We start from the raw sequence: 21,128 nt of genomic DNA on the forward strand, positions 1-21,128 counted from the left end.
GGAGGGGCGAAACAAGCCGGTTATTGTAGCAGCGCAAGCATTGATAATTCAGGGTGCGGCAGAATATAGTGTCATTGGACTCACCTACTTGGGCAGCATCATGAAATTTGAACACCTCATCGAAATCAACGATCCGCTGAACCCGCTGATCGACGAACTCAGCCACGAACGACTGTGGCGCGGCCTGGTGCTGCGCGCCGAATCGCCCAAGCTGTTTGTGCCGCACCTGGATGACTGCCAGATCGACGACCGCCACGAGTTCGGCTTCAGCCGCAAGCTGCGCTACGGCGAACTGGTGATCGCCGACAAGGTGCTGCTGGACCCGATGCGCCGGGTGCGCTACGAAGTTGCTCCGCAGCAGGACATCAGCGCGTCCAGCCTGACCATGACCATCGAAACGCCGCAGCCGGGCACCTTGTGGGTGCGTTTCCAGTACGACGACGGCCACGACGCGGCCACCGACCAGGCCAACGCCATGTACGACGAGTTCCGCAAGTCGGCCTACCAGGAATCGGACATCGACACCATCCGCGTGCTGCGCGACCTGGCCGAGCAGGGCCGGCTCGATTCGCTGCTGAACTAAGCCGGGGCGGCTACCTCGCCGCCGCGCGGCCCCATACCTGTTCCATGTGGAAATGCAAGCCGGCCTGTTCCATGTCCAGCACTTCGCGGATGGAATGGGCCTCGCTGCGCGTGTCGCGCTGCAGCGGCGGCGCCAGCGGCGTGCCGCGCGGACCCAGCAGCGACGTCACCCACGGCGTGGTGGCATTCAGCCCCTTGCGCGACACCACGCCCACCTCCCCGTTCAGCAGCCGCACGCAGGTGCCGATCGGGTAAATCCCCAGTTCGCGTATCAGCACGGCAGGGAGCAGGCTATCCAGCGTGTCGCGCGCTTCCAGCAGGATGTCGCGCAGGGCCGCGTTGGGCGTCATGGCGGGGCGGTAGCGGCGCCGCGCCAGGCGGGCGCAATAGCGGTCCGCCAGCGCCAGCAGCTTGGCCGACTCCGGCACATAGGCGCCGGTCTTGCCGCCCGGGTAGCCGCTGCCGTCCTCGTTTTCGTGGTGCGCCAGCACGCAGGCCAGCACCGCCGGATGCTCGATGCCGGCCTGGCGCAGCAGCACCACGCCGGCCTGCGGATGGGACTGCACCAGGCCCTGGTCGGCCTCGTTCAGCGGCCCGCTGGATAGTTGCAGCCTGTCGTGCGCGGCCAGCATGCCGACATTCATGGCCAGCGCCGCCACGGTCATGGCCTGGATGTCGTCGTCCGGCTTTTTCAGCGCCAGCGCCAGCACTTGCGCCACCACTGCCGTATCCACGCTGTGCCGCACGGAATAGGGCACGCTGGAGCGGTTATGCAGGATGCAGGCCAATGCCACATCCGCGTTTTGCAGCACGGCGGCCGTGACCAGGTCGGCGATGCTTCCCAGCATGCGCTGCGCATTGCCGGCAGGGTTGCCGGCGGCGATCTGCTGCAGCACGTCCTGCAACTCCAGCTGCGCCCCGTTCAGCAGGCGCAGCACCGACTGCGGCGCGCGCGACTGCGGCAGCGCTTCGCTCCAGTCCTCGTAGACGCCGCGCTCGGTCAGGCTGTCGAGCTCCTTGCGGTTGGCGACCAGCTGCCCCTTGCGCGCCAGCAAGCCGCCGCCGTCCCCGTACACATCCCAGGGCAGCACCTGGCCGACTTGCAATTCGCCGGGACTGATCTTCCGTATCTTCACCGCTGGCCTCCACCTGCCTACATTGCGTGCATTCTACATTGTTGCCTTACATCAAGTTCATCAGGTCCATCCGATCCATCAAGTACCGGGCGTGCAGTCCGGGCAAGGCTGCGGCGCGGGCGGCTCCTTGGCCAGGTTCTGGGCCAGGTCGCGCAGCGCGGTGCGCACGCCCTCCTCCACCACCGGATGGTAAAACGGCATGTCCAGCATGGCGTCCACCGTCAGCCCGGCCTGGCAGGCCCAGGAAAGCAGGTGCCCGATGTGCTCGGCGCGCGGGCCTATCATCTCGGCGCCCAGGAAGCGGCCTGTGCCGAACTCGCCATAGACGCGCAGCATGCCGTGGTTTTGCAGCATGACGCGGCTGCGGCCCTGGTTGCTGAACGACACCATCCCGACCGCGAAACGGCCGCTGTGGCTGGCGCACAGGGAATGGTAATCCTCGCCCAGGGTAGCGATCTGCGGCTCGCAGAAGGCCACCGTCAGCGGCGTGCGGCGCAGGCCCGGCTGCACGGCCGGGAAGCGCGCCGCGTTGGCGCCGGCGATCTTGCCCTGGTCGGCCGCCTCGCCCAGCAGCGGCAGCTCGTCGTCCGCGTCGCCGGCGATGAAGATGGCGCTGCTGCCGCACTGCATGGTGCGGCGGTCGTACAGCGGAATGCCGCGCCGGTCCAGCGCGATCTGCGCCAGCTCCAGGTTCAGCGCATGCACGTTGGGCTTGCGGCCAATGGCCGACAGCACGTACTGGTAGCGCTCCTGGCGCTGCTGGCCGGCGGCGTCGCGGCTGGTGAGCAGCAATTCCTCGCCATCGCGCTCGACCGCCGCCACCTGGGTCTGGAAACGGATGTCCAGCTCGGCGCCCAGCACCTTGGCGGCCTCGGCCAGCACAAGCGGATCGCCCAGCTGCGCCACGCTGCCGCCGCGCGCAAAGATGGCCACGCGCACGCCCAGCCGGTGCAGCGCCTGGCCCAGTTCCAGGCCGATGACGCCGGTGCCCACCACCGCCACCGACTGCGGCAGGTCGGTCCAGTCGAACACGGCGTCGCTGGTGATGACGCGCTCGCCTGCCTGCTGCCACTCGAACGGCACCATGGGCGTGGAGCCGGTGGCGATGACGATGCGTTCGGCCTGCACCAAGGTGTGCTCATCCACTTGCAACTCGCGCGGGCCGGTGAAGCGGGCGTGGCCGCGCAGCTTGTCTTCCTCGGGTATGTGCTCCATGCCTTCGAGCACGAAGCCGACAAAACGGTCGCGTTCGCTGCGCACGCGCGCCATCACGGCCTGGCCGTCGATGCGCACTTGGCCCGGATGAACGCCGAAGGCGGGCGCGGCGGCCAGCGCGTGGGCCGCCTCGGCCGCCGCGATCAACAGCTTGCTGGGCATGCAGCCGACGCGCGCGCACGTGGTGCCGTAGGGGCCGCTCTCGATCAGCACAGCCCGCTTGCCGCCGGCGCGCGCCGCACGGTAGGCGGTCAGCCCGGCACTGCCGGCGCCAATCACGGCCACGTCGGTACGTAGGGTCTTCATTGCACACTCCAAAGATTTTTTATCCGGAAATACTACTCTCTTGCGAAAATTCAAGCATGGAAGCCCGAAAGCCATTAGTATTACTTATCATTTTATATTTTTATAAGCAATCCTTATGGGAAATCTGGATTACAAAGCGCTGGCAGTGCTGGACGCGGTGGCCAGCCAGGGCAGCTTTGAAAAAGCCGCGAGTATGCTGGGCATCAGCCAGTCCGCCGTGTCCCAGCGCATCAAGGCGCTCGAGGACAGCAGCGGCCGCCTGCTGATCGTGCGCGGCGCGCCCTGCGTGCCGACCGGCCTGGGCCAGCGCCTGATTTCCCACCACCGCAACGTGCGGCTGATGGAAGCGTCGCTGGACATCGACCTGGGCAACCGGGTCAGCATGCCGGAAATTTCACTCGCGGTGGACGCCGCCAGCCTGGCCACCTGGTTCCCGCTGGCGCTGCCGCCGCTGCTGACGCCGCCGCGCTGCCAGCTGGACGTGCACCAGGCCGGGCGCGAGCAGGCGCTGCACATGGTGCAGGAAGGCCGCGTATTTGGCGCCGTGGCCGCGCGCGGGGACAGCAGCGCGGCGTTGAACGGCCCCGCCACCACGCCGCTGGGCGTGATGCGCTACGTGTGCGTGGCCACGCCTGCATTTGCAGGCCACTGGTTCGGCGACGGCTTCTCGGCCGAAGCGGTGCAGCTGGCTCCGGCGGCGGTCAGCGAGCGCGCCGCCATGGACCGCTTCCTGGCAGGTGCAGTAGGCCAGCAGGCCGGCTTCCCGCACCACACGCTGCCGGTGTCGCCGGCGCTGTACGAATGCATCTACGGCGGCCTGGCCTACGGCCTGCTGCCGCAACTGCACGCGGCGGGCGCCATCGACAGCGAACGACTGATCGACGTCGCCCCCGGCCACGTGCTCGACGTCGCGCTCGACTGGCACGCCTGGAACCTCGACACCCCATTCACGCGCGCCCTGTCCGAGCAAATCATCACCAGCGCCCGCCGCTACCTCCTGCAAGCGAACTGAGCCGCATTCGGGGTCAGGCCCCGAATGCGGCTCAGTTCGCTTGGTTTTTCAGATGTCGAGGGGGTCGACTTCGAGCGACCATTTGACGCGGGTTTTCAGGCTGCGCAGGGTATCCATCCATTCTTTCAGGAACACTTGCAGATTGGGCCGCGAGGGGGATTCGACCAGCAGCTGGGCGCGGTCGACGTTGTGGATGCGCGTCATCGTCATCGGGATGGGGTCGTTGATGGTGATGCCGGGGTGTAGCACACAGTCGCGCGCGATCTCGAGGAATTCAATGGCCGTGGCCAGCTCGGGCGCTTCGGCGCGCAGCAGGGCCTGGAACAGGTAGGGCGGCAGGCCGGCCTGCTTGCGCTCGTCCAGCAGCGCGGAGGCGAAGTGGTCGTAGTCGTGGTTGACCACGGCGGAGTACAGCGGGTGCTGGGTGTAGCGGGTCTGGATCAGCACTTCGGCCGCGCTGCCGCCTTCGGTCTGCGCGGCGCGGCCGGCACGGCCGGCCACCTGCATCAGCTGCGCGAACAGGCGCTCGCTGGCGCGGTAGTCCTGCGAGAACAGCGCCGTGTCCGGGTTCATGATGCCGACCAGGGTGAGCTTTTTGAAGTCGTGGCCCTTGGCCACCATCTGGGTGCCGATCAGGATGTCCACTTCGCCGCGGTGCACGGTGTCGAACGCTTCCTGCGCGCTGCCTTTCTTGCGCGTGCTGTCGGCGTCGATACGCAGGATGCGCGCCTCGGGGAACAGCGCCTGCAGGCCCTCTTCGACGCGCTGGGTGCCGCGTCCCACGGGCTGCAGGTCGACGTTGCCGCAGGTTGGGCAATGGTGCGGGATGCGCATCTCCAGGCTGCAGTGGTGGCAGCGCAGCCGGTGCTCGGGCTTGTGCAGCACCATGAAGGAGGTGCAGCGCGTGCAGTCGCTGATCCAGCCGCAGGATTCGCAGCAGATCACGGGCGCGTAGCCGCGCCGGTTCAGGAACAGCAGCGACTGCTCGCCGCGCTCCATGCGCAGCTTCAGGGCGGCCACCAGGGCGCCGGTGAGGCCGTCGCGCGGCTTGTCGCGCTCCATGTCGATCAGTTTCACGGCCGGCAGCACGGCGGCCTTTACGGCGCGCTCGCGCAGCTCGAGCAGCTTGTAGCGCCCGCCCTGCGCGTGGTGCCAGCTTTCCAGCGAGGGCGTGGCGGAACCGAGCACGATGGGGATCTTGAGCTGCCAGGCGCGCCACACGGCCAGGTCGCGCGCCGAGTAGCGCAGGCCTTCCTGCTGTTTGTAGGAGGGGTCGTGCTCTTCGTCGATGACGATCAGCTTGAGCTTCGGCAGCGAGGACAAAATGGCCAGCCGGGTGCCCAGCACGATGCGGGCCTGGCCCTGGTGCGCGGCCAGCCAGTGCAGCATGCGTTCGCCTTCGGACAGGCTGCTGTGCAGCGTGGCCAGCATGACGCCCGGGAAGCGCGCGCGGATATTGCCTTCCAGCTGGGGCGTGAGGTTGATCTCGGGCACCATGATGAGGATCTGGCCCTGCGGTTCGCGCTCCAGCACCTGGGCGCAGGCTTGCAGGTAGACCTCGGTCTTGCCGCTGCCGGTGACGCCGTACAGCAGCGCCGGCTGGTAGCCCTGCGCGCCGCCGATGAAGTCGGCCGCCGTCTGCTGCTCGGGGTTGAGCTGGGGCATGTTCAGCGGCGTATGGTCGTGGCTGTCTTCCAGCTTGCCCAGTTTCTTGATGGCACGGTCCAGCGCGACGGTGGTCAGCACGCGCAGGTTTTTCGGCAGGCCGGGCAGCGCCACTTCGCCCAGCGGGCGCTGGTAATAGTCGGCGGCGAAGCCCGCCAGCGCCAGCCACTGCGCGGACAGGGGCGCGAGCTGGTGGCGCACAGCCAGCGCGTCCTTCAGCTTTTCCACAGGCACGTCGCTGTGCTCGGCCAGGCCGACGATCAGGCCCATCACTTCGCGCCGCGCAAACGGCACCAGCGCCAGCTGGCCCACTTGCGGACGCACGCCGTCCTCGCCGCCGTACTGCCAGCGGTAGTCGAAGACGGCGTTCAACGGTGTGTCGAGCGCGACTTTCAATATGCACTGCGCCATCTGGTCCTAACTGGTCAAAAAACTGCCCGAATGTGCTTCGTTTTTCGGGTGGGATAACTATCCACAAATTTTGTGGATAACTTTGTGAACAACGGGTACTAATTTTCAGGAAACCGATAACCGCTGTGGGAAATACGCATAACCTGCCTCAAATTCTCTGTTTTTTCTTCTTTATAATCAAATACTTGCAAAACCCCTCCCAGAGGGCCGCGAAACCATACCACTTTTCCCGCTGCTGTGCATAAGTGAAGTATTTAGGGCCGACTTTTTTGCTGAAATCAAGTACTTTTTGAGGATCGGTCAGGCCGCCCGGACACTTGTGCAGTACAGCATGCAAGCCGCTCGCCTGAATCGCCGCATTCTACACATTCTGCCTAGCCTGGGTTTGTGGAAACGCAATGTATTTGTTGCAAGAAAAACTTAACTAAATATCATGCACCGCAACATTTCCTCATCAGAAATCTTAGCATTGTGACTAAGTCACGGTTTACTAAGTACTTTTCGTTTTTATCCACAGTTTTTGTGGATAACTTTGTGGAGAATACGCCGATAAGACCACTTTACCCTTGGGATAAAGTTTACTTTGGCTTCCGCCCCCTCTGGGAGACGCAAAATAAAGTCTTTTAAATCAGCGACTTGGACGCGATCTCCGGGCTGGCGAAAATTGACTGCCTGTTATTTCCGCAGCAAAAAAAATTGTGCATAAGTCGCTCTGCTGTACGGCGTGCAGGCATGAAAAAAGGGCGCGCTCCCGAAGAAACGCGCCCTTTGTCATCAAACTACATCAGGCGTTGCGCAGCGTGCGGCTATGCGCATGTACAGCATCGACCATGGCGGCGACCGACTCCGGCGGGGTGAATTGCGAGATGCCGTGGCCCAGGTTGAAGACGTGCCCGGTGTCGTGCTTGCCGTAGGCATTGAGCACCTTGACCACTTCGGCGCGGATCTGCTCCGGGCTGGCGAACAGGATGGCAGGGTCCAGATTGCCCTGCAAAGCCACTTTATCGCCCACCAGGGCGCGGATCTTGCTCAGGTTGGCGGTCCAGTCCAGGCCGATGGCATCGGCGCCGATGGCGGCGATTTCCTCGGCCCACTGCCCACCGCCCTTGGTGAAGACGATGGCGGGGATCTGCACGCCGTCTTTTTCACGTTTCAACAGGGACACCACTTTTTGCATGTATTGCAGCGAGAATTCCTGGAAGGCGCCGTCGGCCAGCGCGCCGCCCCAGGAGTCGAACACCATCACCGCTTGCGCGCCGGCGTCGATCTGGGCGTTCAGGTAGTCGGCCACCGACTGGGCGTTGACGGACAGGATGCGGTGCATCAGGTCGGGACGGCCGTACAGCATCTTCTTGATGATGTGGAACTCGCGCGAGCCCTGGCCTTCCACCATGTAGCAGGCCAGCGTCCACGGGCTGCCGGAGAAGCCGATCAGCGGCACGCGGCCGTTCAGTTCGGTGCGGATCTGGGTGACGGCCTTGAACACATAGTCCAGCGAGCCCGGTTCGGGAGCGCGCAGGGCCAGCACGTCTGCTTCGGTTTTCAGCGGGCGCTCGAATTCGGGGCCTTCGTTTTCCACGAAATGCAGGCCCAGGCCCATGGCGTCCGGCACGGTCAGGATGTCCGAGAACAGGATGGCCGCGTCCAGCGGATAGCGGTCGATCGGCTGCAGCGTGACTTCGGTGGCCAGGTCGGGATTGGTGGCCAGGCCCATGAAGGAACCGCCCTTGGCGCGCGTGGCGCGGTATTCCGGCAGGTAGCGGCCGGCCTGGCGCATCAGCCACACGGGGGTGTACTCGGTCGGCTGGCGCAGCAGCGCGCGCAGGAAGGTGTCGTTCTTCAGTGGGGCAAATTGTGGCATGGAATGCAATCAAAAAGCGAAGGAAAGGGGCTATTATCGCATCCCCTGCCGCCTTTTTTACGCATCGCCTTACGGCTGTCTGTATCATTCGGCAGATATTTACGGAGCAAAGCTATGTCCACCACGCCGCAGTCCCCTGTCTGCCTGGCGCCGTACGGCGCATGGGCCTCCCCCATCAGTGCCGCCCTGGTTGCCGCGGGCGCCACGCCGCTGTCCTCCCTGGCGCTGGGCGCGGACGGCGATATCTATTGGCTGGCGGGCCGCGCCAGCGAGGCGGGACGCCAGACTTTGCTGCGCCGTCACGGCGCGCGCACGGACGAGGTGACGCCCTTGCCGCTGAACGTGCGCACCCGCGTACACGAATACGGCGGCGGCGCCTACGCGGTGCATGGCGATACCGTCTATTTTTCGCATTTTGCCGACAACCGGCTGTATAGCCGCTGCGGCGACATAGCAGCGGAGCCGTTCACCGCGCCGGGCCGCCAGCGTTTTGCCGATTTTGTGGTCGATGCGGGACGCCAGCGGCTGATCGCGGTGCGCGAGCAGCATCCGGACGATCCGGACTCGCACGCGCAGCCGGAGAACGCGCTGGTCGCCGTCGGCCTGCCGGGCAGCGCCGCACCGGGCGCGGAGACCGTGCTGGCCTCCGGCCATGATTTCTATTCGTCGCCGCGCCTGTCGCCGGACGGCCGCATGCTGGCCTGGCTGACCTGGGACCATCCGCGCATGCCGTGGCAGGGCACCGAGCTGTGGCTGGCCCCCGTGCTGGAAGGCGGCACGCTGGGCACGCCGCTGTGCGTGGCGGGCGGTCCGGAAGAATCCGTGTGCCAGCCCGAGTGGGCGCCGGACGGCAGGCTGTACTTCGTGTCCGACCGCAGCGGCTTCTGGAACCTGTACCGCCACGCCGATGCGGGCGGCCCCGCGCAGGCCATCTGCCCGATGGAGGCCGAATTCGCGTCGCCGCACTGGGTGTTCGGCAATGCGATGTACGGTTTCGCCAGCGCGCAGGAAATCGTCTGCACCTATATCGACAAGGGCGTGAGCCGGCTGGCGCGGCTGGATATCGCCAGCGGCAAGCTGGAGGCCATCGCCAATCCTTACGAGGAAATCCGCGAGCTGAAGGTAAGTGCTGCTGCGGGCTCCGGCCCGGGCGTGAACTTCCTGGCGCTGCTGGGCGGCAGCCCCACCATTCCGCTGGAACTGGCGCGCATCGACCTGGCCGGCGGCGAACTGGAAGTGCTGGCCCATTCCATCGGCGACACGCCGGACCTGGGCTATCTGTCCGTGCCAGAGAGCATCAGCTACCCGAGCGCGGGCGGGCGCACCGCGCATGCCTTCTACTACCCGCCCGCCAACAAGGACATGCAGGCGCCAGCCGGCACCAAGCCGCCGGTGATCGTGATCAGCCACGGCGGCCCCACCAGCATGACCGTCAACACGCTGAAACTGGCCACGCAGTTCTGGACCAGCCGCGGCTTCGGCGTGCTGGACGTGAACTACGGCGGCAGCTCAGGCTTCGGCCGCGCCTACCGCGACGCGCTCAAGGGCCAGTGGGGCATCGTCGACGTCGAGGACTGCATCGCCGGCGCGCAGTACCTGGTGCAGCATGGCATGGCGGACGGCGAGCGCCTGATCATCCGCGGCGGCAGCGCCGGCGGCCTGACGACCTTGTGCGCCCTCACCTTCCACGACGTGTTCAAGCTGGGCGCGAGCTACTACGGCGTGTCCGACCTGAAGGGCCTGGACCAGGATTCGCACAAGTTCGAATCGCACTACAACGAGTACCTGATCGCGCCCGCGCCGCAGGCCGACGCGCTGTACCAGGCGCGCTCGCCCATCAACCACACGGACCGCCTGGCGCGTCCCATGATCTTCTTCCAGGGCCTGGACGACAAGGTGGTGCCGCCGCAGCAGTCGGAAGCCATGGTGCAGGCGCTGAAGCAGCGCCGCGTGCCGGTGGCCTACGTGCCACTGGAAGGCGAAGGCCATGGCTTCCGCAAGGCCGAGAACATCATCCGCACGCTGGAGGCGGAGCTGTACTTCTATCAGCGCATGTTCGGTTTGCCGACGGCCGGGGCGCAGGCGCAGGCGCCGGTCGAGATCCACAACCTGTAAAGCACGATGACGGACCAGCAACTGCTCGCGGAATTCGAGAGCCTCAGTCTCGACGAGAAAATGATTCTGGCGCTGCTCGCGCTGATCGGCGACGCCACCGGCCGCACGGCCATCCTGGACCTGCTGAACAAGGCCGGCGTGCGCGACGCGCGCGGCTTCATGTTCAACGTGGACACGCTGGACGAGCCGCTGCGCAAGCTGGAACGCCTGGCCTTTGTCAGCGTGGTCACCGCGCGCGGCTACCTGTGCAACGCCAAGCTGCGCTGGCCGGCGATCCGCGCCGCCATCGGCGCCCACCTGCTGGGCGACCTGTGCACCGCCTACGAAACGCTGAACCCCATGCGCCAGGGCTGGAACGGCGCGCTCGAGGCGCGCAGCTACCGCCAGGCCGTGGCGCGCCTGCGCATGGCACTGCTGCGCGGCCAGGCGCCGCAGCAGGTACTGCCGCTGCTGCAGGCCTGCATGGTGTGCTACGAAGCGGCGCAGCTGCATCCGGTGGTGGACATCTTCACCAAGCCGCTGGAGGCGGGCATGCTGATCCTGGTCCATCCGCTGCTGGTGGACGACGTGTTCACCCTGCTGCTGCAGCACTGCCAGCGCGATCCGTCGCTGGCGCCCACGGTGCGCGGGCTGACCGGCCGCCACGTGCAGCGCCGCCTGGCCAAGAACGAATACATCACCGAGACCTTCCGCATGGCGCTGGCCGAAGACGCCATCCTGTGCGGGGAGCTCAAGCAAGCCGTGATCTACCTGGAAGGCCTGGACGGTGCGCTGCCGCAGTTCCTGCTCAGCGTGATCCTGCTGCTGCGCGGCGAGCTGGATAAGTCGCTGCAGGGCTTCGAGGCTGCGCTGAAGGCGCTGCGGCGCGAATCGGGCAAGCGCAAGCTGCTGTTCCAGGGCATGGGCGGCCACCTGTACGTGCTGGCCATGCTGCGCAGCGCGGACCCGAAAATGCAGAAGGCGGCCGAGAGCTACCTGGAACTGGCCGTCCATGCGCAGGCCAACCCGGACAGCGCGGTGTACACGCAACTGAGCATGCTGCGCCAGATCCGCGCCGGCACCATGCAGACCGACGTGGTGCTGTCGCGCAGCTGGGAAACGGCGATGCAGCCGCAGATGTTCCAGGCCTTGCTGTGGTTCTGGCTGGCGCTGCCGCAACTGGAAGGCAAGCGCGAGCAGCTGCACGCGCTGGCGCAGCAGGCCGAAGCGCTGGGCTACAAATTCATCGCCGCGCAGGTGGCCAGCCTGCTGGGCCACCATGGCGACGCCGACATGGCCACGCACGCGGCCGCGCTGCGCGAGCGCGGCGGCTTTGTCGACCTGAGCAACTGGTTCGAGCGCCAGGAAGCCTGGCAGCGCCAGCTCTCCGCGCTGATCAACCTGCATCAGGGCGCGGCTGAAACGGCCAGCGGCGAGGCGCGCCTGGTGTGGATGATCGCCTTCGATCCGCGCCACGGCATCACTGAGATCGAGCCGCGCGAGCAGAAGCGCGACGCGAAAGGCGCCTGGGGCAAGGGACGCCCGCTGGCATTGAAGCGCCTGCGCGAGGAGGCGGCGCAGATGGAGTTCCTGACGCCGCAAGACATCCGCATCAGCAGCACCATCTCCCCTTCGCGCCAGGCTTATTCGTCCGGCCTGCGCTACGACATCGACCATGAACAGGCCGCGCTCGCGCTGGTGGGCCACCCGCACGCCTATTGGCTGGAAGCGCCGGACACGCGCGTGGAGCTGCTGGCCGGCACGCCGGAACTGCTGATACGCAAACAGCGCGGCGACCTGCGCCTGACGCTGCAGCCCCCGCTCGCCAATATCAACGCCACCGTGATGGTGGTGCGGGAAACGCCGGCCCGCCTGCGCGTGGTGAGCATCGAGGAAGAGCACCGCCGCATCGCCGCCATTGTCGGCGACGGCCTGGAAGTGCCGGCCAGCGCGGAAGAACAGGTGCTGCAGGCCATCGGCGCGGTGTCGTCGCTGGTGACCGTGCAGTCGGACATCGGCGGCGGCACGGGCAATGCGGAACAGGTGGCGGCCGACACGCGTTTGCACGTGCACCTGCTGCCTTACCAGCATGGCCTGAAGATGCAGATCATGGTGCGCCCGCTGGCCGGCGGCGCTTACTACACGCCGGGCAGCGGCGCCGAGAGCATGAGCGCGGAAGTGGACGGCAAGCCGGTGCAGACGCGCCGCAGCCTGAGCGGCGAGCGCGATGCGGAACGCCGCTTGATCGGCAAATGCCTGGTGCTGGAACAGGCGGAGCAGGACCACGGTGAATGGCTGCTGGGCCAGCCCGCGCTGTGTCTGCAGCTGCTGTCCGAATTGCAGGAACTGCCGCCGGAATTCGTGGTGGTGGCGTGGCCCGAAGGCGAGAAGTTCCGCGTCAGCCAGCGCATCGGCGGCAAGCAGTTCCGCCTGAATATCAAGACCGAGAAGGACTGGTTTGCCGCCAGCGGCCAGCTGCAGGTGGACGAGGACCGGGTGATGGACCTGCGCGCGCTGCTGGAGCTGATGCAGGCGAACAAGAGCCGCTTCGTGGAACTGGGCGACAACCAGTACCTGGCGCTGACCGAGGAGCTGCACCGCCGCCTGCACGAGCTGCAGGCCTATGGCGACATCAGCGCGGACGGCATCCACATCCATCCGTTGGCCGCGTTTGCGCTGGAAGACCTGGCGGCGGAAGCAGGCGAAGTCGATGCCGATCCGGCCTGGCGCGACCACCTGAAGCGCATGGAAGCCAACACCGCCTTCTCGCCGCAAGTGCCCAGCACGCTGCAGGCGGATCTGCGCGACTACCAGCGCGACGGCTACGACTGGCTGGCGCGCCTGGCCCACTGGGGCGTGGGCGCCTGCCTGGCGGACGACATGGGCCTGGGCAAGACGCTGCAGGCGCTGGCGCTGATCCTGTCGCGCGCGCCGCAAGGGCCGACGCTGGTGATCGCGCCAACCTCGGTGTGCCTGAACTGGGTAAGCGAGGCGGCACGCTTTGCGCCCACGCTGAACGTGAAGGTGTTCGGCAGCGGCGACCGCGCGGAGATGGTGGCCGGCGCCGGCGCCTTCGACCTGGTGGTGTGCAGCTACGGCCTGCTGCAGCAGGAGGCCGAGCGCTTCGCCGCCAAGCAATGGCACACCATCGTGCTGGACGAGGCGCAGGCCATCAAGAACGGCGCCACCAAGCGCTCGCAGGCCGTGATGGCGCTCAAGGGCGACTTCCGCATGGTGGCCACCGGCACGCCGCTGGAGAACCACCTGGGCGAGCTGTGGAACCTGTTCCGCTTTATCAATCCGGGCCTGCTGGGCAGCATCGAGCAGTTCAACCTGCGCTTCGCCGGGCCGATCGAGAAGCAGCAGGACCACCGCGCCGAAGTGGGCGCGCGCAACCGCCTGCGGCGCCTGATCGGCCCCTTCATCCTGCGCCGCACCAAGACCCAGGTGCTGACGGAACTGCCGTCGCGCACCGAGATCGTGCTGGAAGTGGATTTGTCGGCGGAGGAAACGGCGCTGTACGAGTCGCTGCGGCGCGAGGCGCTGGAGAACCTGGCGGCGGTGGAAGGCCCGGCCGAGAAGAAGTCGATCCAGATCCTGGCCGAGATCATGAAGCTGCGCCGCGCCTGCTGCAATCCCAACCTGGTGGCGCCGGGCCTGCAGCTCCCGAGCAGCAAGCTGGCCGCGTTCGCGCATCTGCTTGCCGGCCTGCTGGAGAACCGCCACAAGGTGCTGGTGTTCAGCCAGTTCGTGGACCACCTGACCCTGATCCGCGAGCACCTGGAGCGCCAGGGCGTGGCCTACCAGTACCTGGACGGCAGCACGCCGATGGCGGCGCGCAAGCAGCGCGTGGACGCCTTCCAGGCCGGCGAGGGCGATGTGTTCCTCATCAGCCTGAAAGCGGGCGGCATGGGCATCAACCTGACAGCGGCCGATTACGTGATCCACATGGACCCGTGGTGGAATCCGGCCGTGGAAGACCAGGCCTCGGACCGCGCGCACCGCATGGGGCAATTGCGTCCGGTCACGATCTACCGACTGGTGGCGAGGCATACTATCGAGGAAGGCATCGTCGACCTGCACCAGCACAAGCGCGACCTGGCCGACAGCCTGCTCGATGGCAGCGACATGGCGGCGCGCATGTCGGCCGGCGAGATGCTGGCGATGCTGCAGGAAGGCCTGAAGATCTGAAGATCCGAAGCAGAAATTCAAGCAGAAACTTAAGGAATATCTATGGAAGAAGACAACGCATCCCGCCCCGCCGGCCACGGCACGCTGCTGGCCGTGAAATCCTGGACCGCCTACCTGAACACGCTGCTGCTTGCGCTGCTGCTGTTCGGCTTCGCGCTGCCGCTGGCGTTCCGCTACAGCGAGCTGATTGCCGCCGGTGTGATGGTGTTCGCGGTAGTGGTGGTAGGCTACCGCATCCTGGTGATCCGCAGCGTGCAGCTGTATTACGACGACGTGGGCGTGTGGCTGTATTCCGGCATCCTGCCCTGGTCGAAAGGCGTGCAGGGCGTGAAGTGGCGCGACATGGACGAAGCGACCTTCGTGCAGTCGTTCTGGAGCTGGCTGTTCCGCTCCTATTCGATCCGCATCGGCCACCGCTACACCAAGGGCAGCGAGATCCTGCTGACGCGCATGGCGCGCGGCAAGGACGCTGTGGGCAAGCTGAACGCCCACCACCAGGAGCTGATCCGCAACAACGCGATCAACTGAATAACCTTAGTAAAGGCTTTACTCCTTATGATGAAAACCAAAATCGCGCTGGCCGCCGTGCTGGCGTGCCTGGCGCTGTCGCCGGCAGGCGCCGCCAAGGCGCCGCAGAAGGCCAAGTCCGGCAAGACCGCCAAGTCTTCCTCCAAATCGGGCGGAACAAGCACCAAGAACAGCGGCAAGGGCAGCGGCAAGGGCGCCGCCAAGAAAGGCGCAGCAGCAGCAGCAGCCGCCACGCCGATGATCAAGCAGGCGCCGTCCGAGCGCCCCCAGGACAAGCGCATGGATGCGCTGTCCACCCAGTTCCTGGGCGCGCTGTGGAAGATCGATCCGGAAACCGCGATCTCGGTGGGCAAGTACGACACCGCCGCGAACCTGACCATCCCGGATGCCGCCACGCGCGCCAGCCAGCTGGCCTTCATCGACGACTGGCTGGGCCGCTTCGCCAAGACCGACGCGCGCCAGCTCTCGGCCAAGCAGCGCACCGACCTGGCGCTGCTGGTCAACAAGCTCAATGCGGACCGCTGGTACCTGACCACCTTCCGCGAATTCGAATGGAACCCGGCGCTGTACAACATCGCCAGCCCGATCGATTTCATCCTCAATACCGAGTACGCGGCCAAGCCGCAGCGCCTGCGCACCCTGCTCAAGCGCATCGCCGGCGTGCCGGCCTATTACGACGCGGCGCGCGCCAACATCAGCAATCCCACCCGCGAGCATACGCAGCTGGCCATTGCGCAGGCGCCCGGCGTCATCGCGCTGCTGGCGGATCTGGACAAGCAGGCGCAGGCCTCCATCCTGTCGCCGATGGAGAAGCAGCTGTTCGCGCAGCGCGTCAGCCAGGCGAAAGCGGCGGTGGACGGCTACGCGGCCTGGCTGGGTGAGCTGGACAAGACCATGGCGCAGACCGGCGGCGGGCGCTCCTTCCGCATCGGCAAGGAGCTGTACGAGGCCAAGTTCGCCTTCGATATCCAGGCCGGCAGCACCGGCGAGCAGACCTACCAGAAGGCGCTGGCGGCGCGCGAGCAGCTGCTGGCGAATATGGACCGCCTGGCCGACGAACTGTGGCCGGAGTATTTGAGCGGCACCGCCAAGCCGGCCGACCGCACCGCCAAGATCGGCCTGATGATCGATACGCTGTCGGCCAACCACGTCAAGCGCGAGGACTTCTTCCCCGAGATCCGGCGCCAGATCCCGCTGCTGCAGGAGTGGGTGATCCAGAAGAACCTGCTGACGCTGGACCCCAACAAGCCGCTGGAAGTGCGCGAAACGCCGGCCTACCAGCGCGGCGTGGCCGGCGCCAGCATCGAGGCGCCGGGTCCCTACCGTCCGCAGGACCGCACCTACTACAACGTGACGCCGCTCGACGGCGTATCGGCCGAGCAGGCCGAAAGCAGCCTGCGCGAGTACAACCACTGGATACTGCAGATCCTGAACATCCACGAGGCGATTCCGGGCCATTACGCGCAGCTGGTGTACGCCAACAAGTCGCCGTCCATCGTGAAGTCCATTTTCGGCAACGGCGCCATGGTGGAAGGCTGGGCCGTGTACGGCGAGCGCATGATGCTGGAATCCGGCTACGGCGACAATGCGCCGGAGATGTGGCTGATGTATTCGAAGTGGAACCTGCGCAGCGTGACCAACACCATCCTCGACTACAGCGTCCATGTGCTGGGCATGCAGCAGGCCGAAGCGATGGACCTGCTGACGCGCCAGGCCTTCCAGACGCAGCGCGAGGCGGCCGAGAAGTGGCGCCGCGCGCAGCTGTCGTCGGTGCAGCTGGCCAGCTATTTCAGCGGCTACAGCGAGATCATGGAACTGCGCGAAGAGCGCAAGCAGGCGCTGGGCAGCAAGTTCGTGCTGAAGGATTTCAACGAGAAATTCCTCAGCTACGGCAGCGCGCCGGTGCGCGTGATCCGCGAACTGATGACGCAGTAATCCCTTGCGCGGCCTCAAGGCGCCGCGCACGCGACCGGGTACGATGGAGACGGGGGCCTCGCCCCCGTTCTGCTACTATGACCCTGGGAGCGATCATGACCATGCCTATCCGGATTGACACGCTGAAATACGCTCAGTTGCTCAAGGAAGGCGGCGTGTCCGCAGAGCAGGCTGAGCTGCAAGCGGAGGCACTCGGCACCGTGCTCAGCGAATGCCACGTCGCCGTCGAGTCCGACCTGGTACTCCAGCGTAGCGACTTGCTGGCGCGAATGGACCTGCTCAAGCAGGAGGTCTATGACCGGATGGATTTGCTCAAGCAGGAAATCTACGACCGGATGGACTTGCTCAAGCAGGAAATCTACGGCCGGATGGACTTGCTCAAGCAGGAAATCTACGGCCGGATGGATTTGCTCAAGCAGGAACTGCTCGCCGAGATCGGTGCAGTAGATCGGACGCTATCGGCCAGGATGGACAGCCTGGATCAGCGGATGGATGCCTTGGGGCGGCGGGTGGGGCGGCTGGAAACCGGATTCTACGTGCTGTTCGGCATCCAGTTTGTCGTGGATGCCGCGATCCTGTACAAGCTCTTTGCTTAGACCGGTTCTTCCGGCGCCTGCGTGGCCTTGACGAACACCGGCGCGACCAGCAAGCCCATCTCGTACAGCAGCCACATCGGGATCGCCAGCGAGAACTGGCTGACCACGTCCGGCGGCGTGACGATGGCGGCGATCACGAAGGCGCCCACGATCACGTACGGCCGCACTTCCTTCAGCTTGGCCACCGACACGATACCCATCCGCACCAGCACCACCACCACCACCGGCACCTCGAAGGTTGCGCCGAAGGCCAGGCACATGGACATGACGAAATCCAGATAGTTCTCGATGTCCGGCGTCACCGCGATCGAACTCGGCGAGAAGTCGGCAATGAAGTGGAACACGCGGCCGAACACGAAGAAGTAGCAGAACGCCACGCCGGCCGCGAACAGCAGCGAGGACGAAATCACCAGCGGCGCGATCAGGCGCTTCTCGTGCGCGTACAGGCCGGGCGCGATGAAGGCCCACAGCTGGTACAGCACCCACGGCAGCGACAGGATGAAGGCGATCAGCAAGGTCACCTTCATCGGCACCAGGAAGGGCGAAATGACGCCGGTGGCGATCATCTTCGAGCCGGTGGGCAGCGAAGCGAGCATGGGGGCGGCGATGATGTCGTAGATGGCCGCCGGGCCGGGCCAGAACATCAGCGCGGCGCACACGATGGCGATACCGATCGAGGCTTTGACCAGGCGGTCGCGCAGCTCGATCAGGTGGGAGATGAAAGTCTCCTCGACCGGGGGTTGTTCACTCATTTAGTAAAACGATGCAGGTGGTTTGCTGCTGGGGCGGAAGCGCGCGACCCGCGCGGCGCCGGACGTGACATGCATGCGCGTGCCGTGCTGCTGCTTGTACCAGGCCGGCAGCGCCGAGGTGCGCACCAGGCGCTTGCGGCGGAATTCCCTGGCCTTGCGCGCCAGGTGCTCGGTGCTGGGCGGCACCTGCGAGTAATCGTGGCCCGGACTGTCCTGCCAGGCGCTCTGCACCTCGGCCACGCTGTCCGATATGGATTGCTCCACGTTCTGCTTGATCGACTGCGCGGTTTCCTGCACTTCCTTCTGCAGGTTGCGCAGCTCTTCCAGCTCGATTTCACGGCTGACTTCGGATTTCACCTCGTGCAGGTAGCGCTGGGCGCGGCCGTACAGCGTCCCGGCCATGCGCGCCACCTTGGGCAGCTTTTCAGGACCGATGACGATCAGCGCGACCACGCCGATGATGGCAAGTTTGGAGAGACCGAGATCGATCATAAACGCTTAGCTGCAACGCATTACAGCTTGTTTTTCTCTTTGGCTTCCACGTCGATGGTGGACTTGTCGGCCACTTGCTGGGCCGGTGCGCCCGGGGCTGCCGGCTTGTTTTCCTCTTCGCTGCCCTTCACGCCATCCTTGAAACCCTTGACGGCCTTGCCCACGTCCGAGCCGATATTGCCCAGTTTTTTGGTGCCGAAGACCAGCATGATAATTACCAGTACCACCAGCCAGTGCCAGATGCTCATCGAACCCATCATATTCCCCTTGCGGAACGCAACGCGCCCCAAAAAATTGCGGTTAATGCGGACAGTATACGCGAAGCGCGCCTGTCATGTGCTTGTCATGAAGTAGTAGCAAGATTTATTGCTACGGTTACAGATCAGCGTTCGTGGCGCCACGGGTGCGGGCCGCCGATCACGTGCAGGTGCAGGTGGTAGATTTCCTGGCCGCCGTCCGGACCGCTGTTGATCACGGTCTTGTAGCCGCGCTGCGGCGCGCCGTCCTCGTCGTAGGCCACGGCCACGCCGTGCTCATCGGCCAGGCGCGGCGCCAGCGCCAGCATCTTGCCCAGCAGCGGCGCGTGGCCGGCGCTGCAATCGGACAGCGTGCCGATGTGGGTCTTGGGGATCACCAGCAGGTGCACCGGCGCGTGCGGGTGGATATCCTTGAAAGCAAGCAACTCCTCGTCCTCATAGACGATGGTGGAGGGAATTTTTTTCTCGGCGATTTTGCAAAACAGGCAGTTTTCCACAACAACTCCAGTAAGTTATTCCGTGCTTAGTCTTGGCGCGACGCTTTCTCGTCGATGCCCGACACGCCTTCGCGGCGCGCCAGCTCGTCCAGCACCTGTTGCGGCGTCAAACCGAACTGGGCCAGCATCACCATCGAATGGAACCACAAGTCGGCGCATTCGTACAGTACTTTGGAGGCGTCGCCGTCGTGGCGCGCGTCTTTCGACGCCATCACGAACTCGGTGGCTTCCTCGCCGATCTTTTTCAGGATGGCGTCGTCGCCCTTGGCGAACAGCTTGGCCACGTAGGAGGTGGCCGGATCGCCGCCGTTGGCGGGCTTGCGCGACTCGATGGTGGCCGCTACGCGGTCCAGGATGGTGCTCATTTGCTTTTCGCTTCCGTATAGATCGTGTCCGGGTCTTTCAGCACCGGCTCGCTGGCCTGCCAGTCGCCTTCTTTCGCGTCGCCGTCGAACTTGTTGAAGAAGCAGGAATGGCGGCCGGTGTGGCAGGCGATGCCGCCGGCCTGCTCGATCTTCAGCAGCACCACGTCCTCGTCGCAATCCAGGCGGATCTCCAGCACCTTCTGCACATGGCCCGATTCCTCGCCCTTGTGCCACAGCTTCTTGCGCGAGCGGCTCCAGTACACCGCCTCGCCCAGCTCCACCGTTTTATACAGGGCGTCGCGGTTCATCCAGGCGAACATCAGCACGTCGTTGCTGCCCGCCTCCTGCGCGATCACCGGCACCAGGCCGTGTTCGTCCCACTTGATCTTGTTCAGCCACTTGGCTTTTGCCACGCTGGGCGTCTGAGTCGGCATCATGATTGAATTTTCCTTATGTCTAAGCACCAGGGCTTCAGCTCAGGCGCATGGGAATGCCCTGCTGCGCCATGAAACGCTTGGCTTCCTGCACGGTGTGCTGGCCATAGTGGAAAATGCTGGCCGCCAGCACCGCGTCCGCGCGGCCCAGCTTGACGCCGTCCGCGAGGTCTTGCAGACCGCCCACGCCGCCCGAGGCGATCACCGGGATGCCCACCGCGTCCGAGACGGCGCGGGTCAAGCCCAGGTCAAAGCCGGACTTGGTGCCGTCGCGGTCCATGCTGGTCAGCAGCAGTTCGCCTGCGCCCAGCGATTCCATTTTCCTGGCCCATTCCACCGCGTCCAGGCCGGTGGCCTTGCGGCCGCCGTGCGTGAACACTTCCCAGCGGCCGGGCTGCACCTGCTTGGCGTCGATCGCCACCACGATGCACTGCGAACCGTGCTTTTGCGAGGCGTCGAACACCAGTTGCGGATTGGTCACGGCCGAGGTGTTCATGCTGACCTTGTCGGCGCCGGCGTTGAGCAGGCGGCGCACGTCGGCCACCTCGCGCACGCCGCCGCCCACGGTCAGCGGAATGAAGACCTGGGACGCCACCGATTCGATGATGTCGAGGATCAGGCCGCGGTTGTCGGAGGACGCCGTGATGTCGAGGAAGGTCAGTTCGTCGGCGCCCTGCTCGTCGTAGCGGCGCGCGATTTCCACCGGGTCGCCGGCGTCGCGCAACTCGGTGAAGTTGACGCCTTTGACGACGCGGCCATCGGTCACGTCCAGGCAGGGGATGATGCGTTTTGCAAGCAT

Annotated in this window: 19 protein-coding genes; 7 read left to right on the forward strand and 12 right to left on the reverse strand. The window is 65.5% G+C overall.

Annotated elements, in window-relative coordinates; genetic code table 11:
• Nucleotides 1–100 precede the first annotated feature (100 nt).
• The gene (locus tag ACFJI2_RS26080) at nucleotides 101–583 is read left to right on the forward strand and encodes an SRPBCC family protein (RefSeq protein WP_377702520.1); all 483 of its coding nucleotides are present in this window, start codon (nucleotides 101–103) and stop codon (nucleotides 581–583) included.
• Between the two features lie 10 nt (nucleotides 584–593).
• Here ACFJI2_RS26080 and ACFJI2_RS26085 read toward each other — a convergent pair whose 3' ends face one another.
• On the reverse strand, nucleotides 594–1,718 hold the full coding sequence (locus ACFJI2_RS26085; protein ID WP_377702521.1) for an HD-GYP domain-containing protein: 1,125 nt from the start codon (nucleotides 1,716–1,718) through the stop codon (nucleotides 594–596).
• A 78-nt stretch (nucleotides 1,719–1,796) separates the two neighbouring features.
• Nucleotides 1,797–3,239, reverse strand: coding sequence for a dihydrolipoyl dehydrogenase (locus tag ACFJI2_RS26090; protein ID WP_377702522.1), 1,443 nt, complete (start codon nucleotides 3,237–3,239; stop codon nucleotides 1,797–1,799).
• 115 nt (nucleotides 3,240–3,354) lie between these two features.
• Here ACFJI2_RS26090 and ACFJI2_RS26095 point away from each other — a divergent pair, with 115 nt between their 5' ends.
• Nucleotides 3,355–4,251, forward strand: coding sequence for an ArgP/LysG family DNA-binding transcriptional regulator (locus ACFJI2_RS26095; RefSeq protein WP_377702523.1), 897 nt, complete (start codon nucleotides 3,355–3,357; stop codon nucleotides 4,249–4,251).
• A gap of 48 nt (nucleotides 4,252–4,299) precedes the next feature.
• On the opposite strand, the gene ACFJI2_RS26100 is transcribed toward ACFJI2_RS26095, so the two are convergent.
• The 3 genes from ACFJI2_RS26100 to hemE form a co-directional block, all read right to left on the reverse strand.
• A complete protein-coding gene (locus tag ACFJI2_RS26100; protein ID WP_377702524.1) occupies nucleotides 4,300–6,327 on the reverse strand; it encodes a primosomal protein N' in 2,028 nt (675 codons plus the stop codon).
• Nucleotides 6,328–6,475: 148 nt separating this feature from the next.
• Nucleotides 6,476–6,664, reverse strand: coding sequence for a hypothetical protein (locus tag ACFJI2_RS26105; protein ID WP_377702525.1), 189 nt, complete (start codon nucleotides 6,662–6,664; stop codon nucleotides 6,476–6,478).
• A gap of 447 nt (nucleotides 6,665–7,111) precedes the next feature.
• The gene (gene hemE / locus ACFJI2_RS26110; RefSeq protein ID WP_377702526.1) at nucleotides 7,112–8,188 is read right to left on the reverse strand and encodes a uroporphyrinogen decarboxylase; all 1,077 of its coding nucleotides are present in this window, start codon (nucleotides 8,186–8,188) and stop codon (nucleotides 7,112–7,114) included.
• 114 nt (nucleotides 8,189–8,302) lie between these two features.
• Here hemE and ACFJI2_RS26115 point away from each other — a divergent pair, with 114 nt between their 5' ends.
• From ACFJI2_RS26115 to ACFJI2_RS26135, 5 genes are all read left to right on the forward strand, one after another.
• Nucleotides 8,303–10,303 carry a S9 family peptidase gene (locus ACFJI2_RS26115; RefSeq protein WP_377702527.1) on the forward strand — a complete coding sequence of 667 codons (2,001 nt, stop codon included), beginning with the start codon at nucleotides 8,303–8,305 and terminating at the stop codon, nucleotides 10,301–10,303.
• A 6-nt stretch (nucleotides 10,304–10,309) separates the two neighbouring features.
• Complete coding sequence (locus ACFJI2_RS26120) at nucleotides 10,310–14,473, forward strand: SNF2-related protein (protein ID WP_377702528.1); 4,164 nt, start codon at nucleotides 10,310–10,312, stop codon at nucleotides 14,471–14,473.
• A 42-nt stretch (nucleotides 14,474–14,515) separates the two neighbouring features.
• On the forward strand, nucleotides 14,516–15,001 hold the full coding sequence (locus tag ACFJI2_RS26125; RefSeq protein WP_107869475.1) for a hypothetical protein: 486 nt from the start codon (nucleotides 14,516–14,518) through the stop codon (nucleotides 14,999–15,001).
• Nucleotides 15,002–15,028: 27 nt separating this feature from the next.
• Nucleotides 15,029–16,936 (forward strand): DUF885 domain-containing protein, encoded by a 1,908-nt coding sequence (locus ACFJI2_RS26130; RefSeq protein ID WP_377702529.1) that lies wholly within the window; start codon nucleotides 15,029–15,031, stop codon nucleotides 16,934–16,936.
• A gap of 95 nt (nucleotides 16,937–17,031) precedes the next feature.
• The gene (locus tag ACFJI2_RS26135; RefSeq protein WP_377702530.1) at nucleotides 17,032–17,532 is read left to right on the forward strand and encodes a hypothetical protein; all 501 of its coding nucleotides are present in this window, start codon (nucleotides 17,032–17,034) and stop codon (nucleotides 17,530–17,532) included.
• On the opposite strand, the gene tatC is transcribed toward ACFJI2_RS26135, so the two are convergent.
• From tatC to hisF, 7 genes are all read right to left on the reverse strand, one after another.
• Nucleotides 17,529–18,284 (reverse strand): twin-arginine translocase subunit TatC, encoded by a 756-nt coding sequence (gene tatC / locus ACFJI2_RS26140; protein ID WP_132134482.1) that lies wholly within the window; start codon nucleotides 18,282–18,284, stop codon nucleotides 17,529–17,531. The two genes, ACFJI2_RS26135 and tatC, sit on opposite strands and share 4 nt — an antisense overlap.
• A complete protein-coding gene (tatB, locus tag ACFJI2_RS26145; protein ID WP_107869479.1) occupies nucleotides 18,285–18,776 on the reverse strand; it encodes a Sec-independent protein translocase protein TatB in 492 nt (163 codons plus the stop codon).
• A gap of 20 nt (nucleotides 18,777–18,796) precedes the next feature.
• Nucleotides 18,797–19,033 (reverse strand): Sec-independent protein translocase subunit TatA, encoded by a 237-nt coding sequence (gene tatA, locus ACFJI2_RS26150; RefSeq protein ID WP_107870051.1) that lies wholly within the window; start codon nucleotides 19,031–19,033, stop codon nucleotides 18,797–18,799.
• Nucleotides 19,034–19,158: 125 nt separating this feature from the next.
• Nucleotides 19,159–19,530 carry a histidine triad nucleotide-binding protein gene (locus ACFJI2_RS26155; RefSeq protein ID WP_107869480.1) on the reverse strand — a complete coding sequence of 124 codons (372 nt, stop codon included), beginning with the start codon at nucleotides 19,528–19,530 and terminating at the stop codon, nucleotides 19,159–19,161.
• Nucleotides 19,531–19,556: 26 nt separating this feature from the next.
• A complete protein-coding gene (locus tag ACFJI2_RS26160) occupies nucleotides 19,557–19,895 on the reverse strand; it encodes a phosphoribosyl-ATP diphosphatase (RefSeq protein WP_377702531.1) in 339 nt (112 codons plus the stop codon).
• Nucleotides 19,892–20,329 (reverse strand): phosphoribosyl-AMP cyclohydrolase, encoded by a 438-nt coding sequence (hisI, locus tag ACFJI2_RS26165; RefSeq protein WP_377705909.1) that lies wholly within the window; start codon nucleotides 20,327–20,329, stop codon nucleotides 19,892–19,894. Before hisI ends, ACFJI2_RS26160 begins: the two co-directional genes overlap by 4 nt.
• Nucleotides 20,330–20,366: 37 nt before the next feature.
• Nucleotides 20,367–21,128: an imidazole glycerol phosphate synthase subunit HisF gene (hisF, locus tag ACFJI2_RS26170; protein ID WP_377702532.1), complete on the reverse strand. Its 762-nt coding sequence runs from the start codon at nucleotides 21,126–21,128 to the stop codon at nucleotides 20,367–20,369.

The organism is Pseudoduganella sp. UC29_71 (genome assembly GCF_042693265.1).
Classification (GTDB): Bacteria; Pseudomonadota; Gammaproteobacteria; order Burkholderiales; family Burkholderiaceae_D; genus Rugamonas.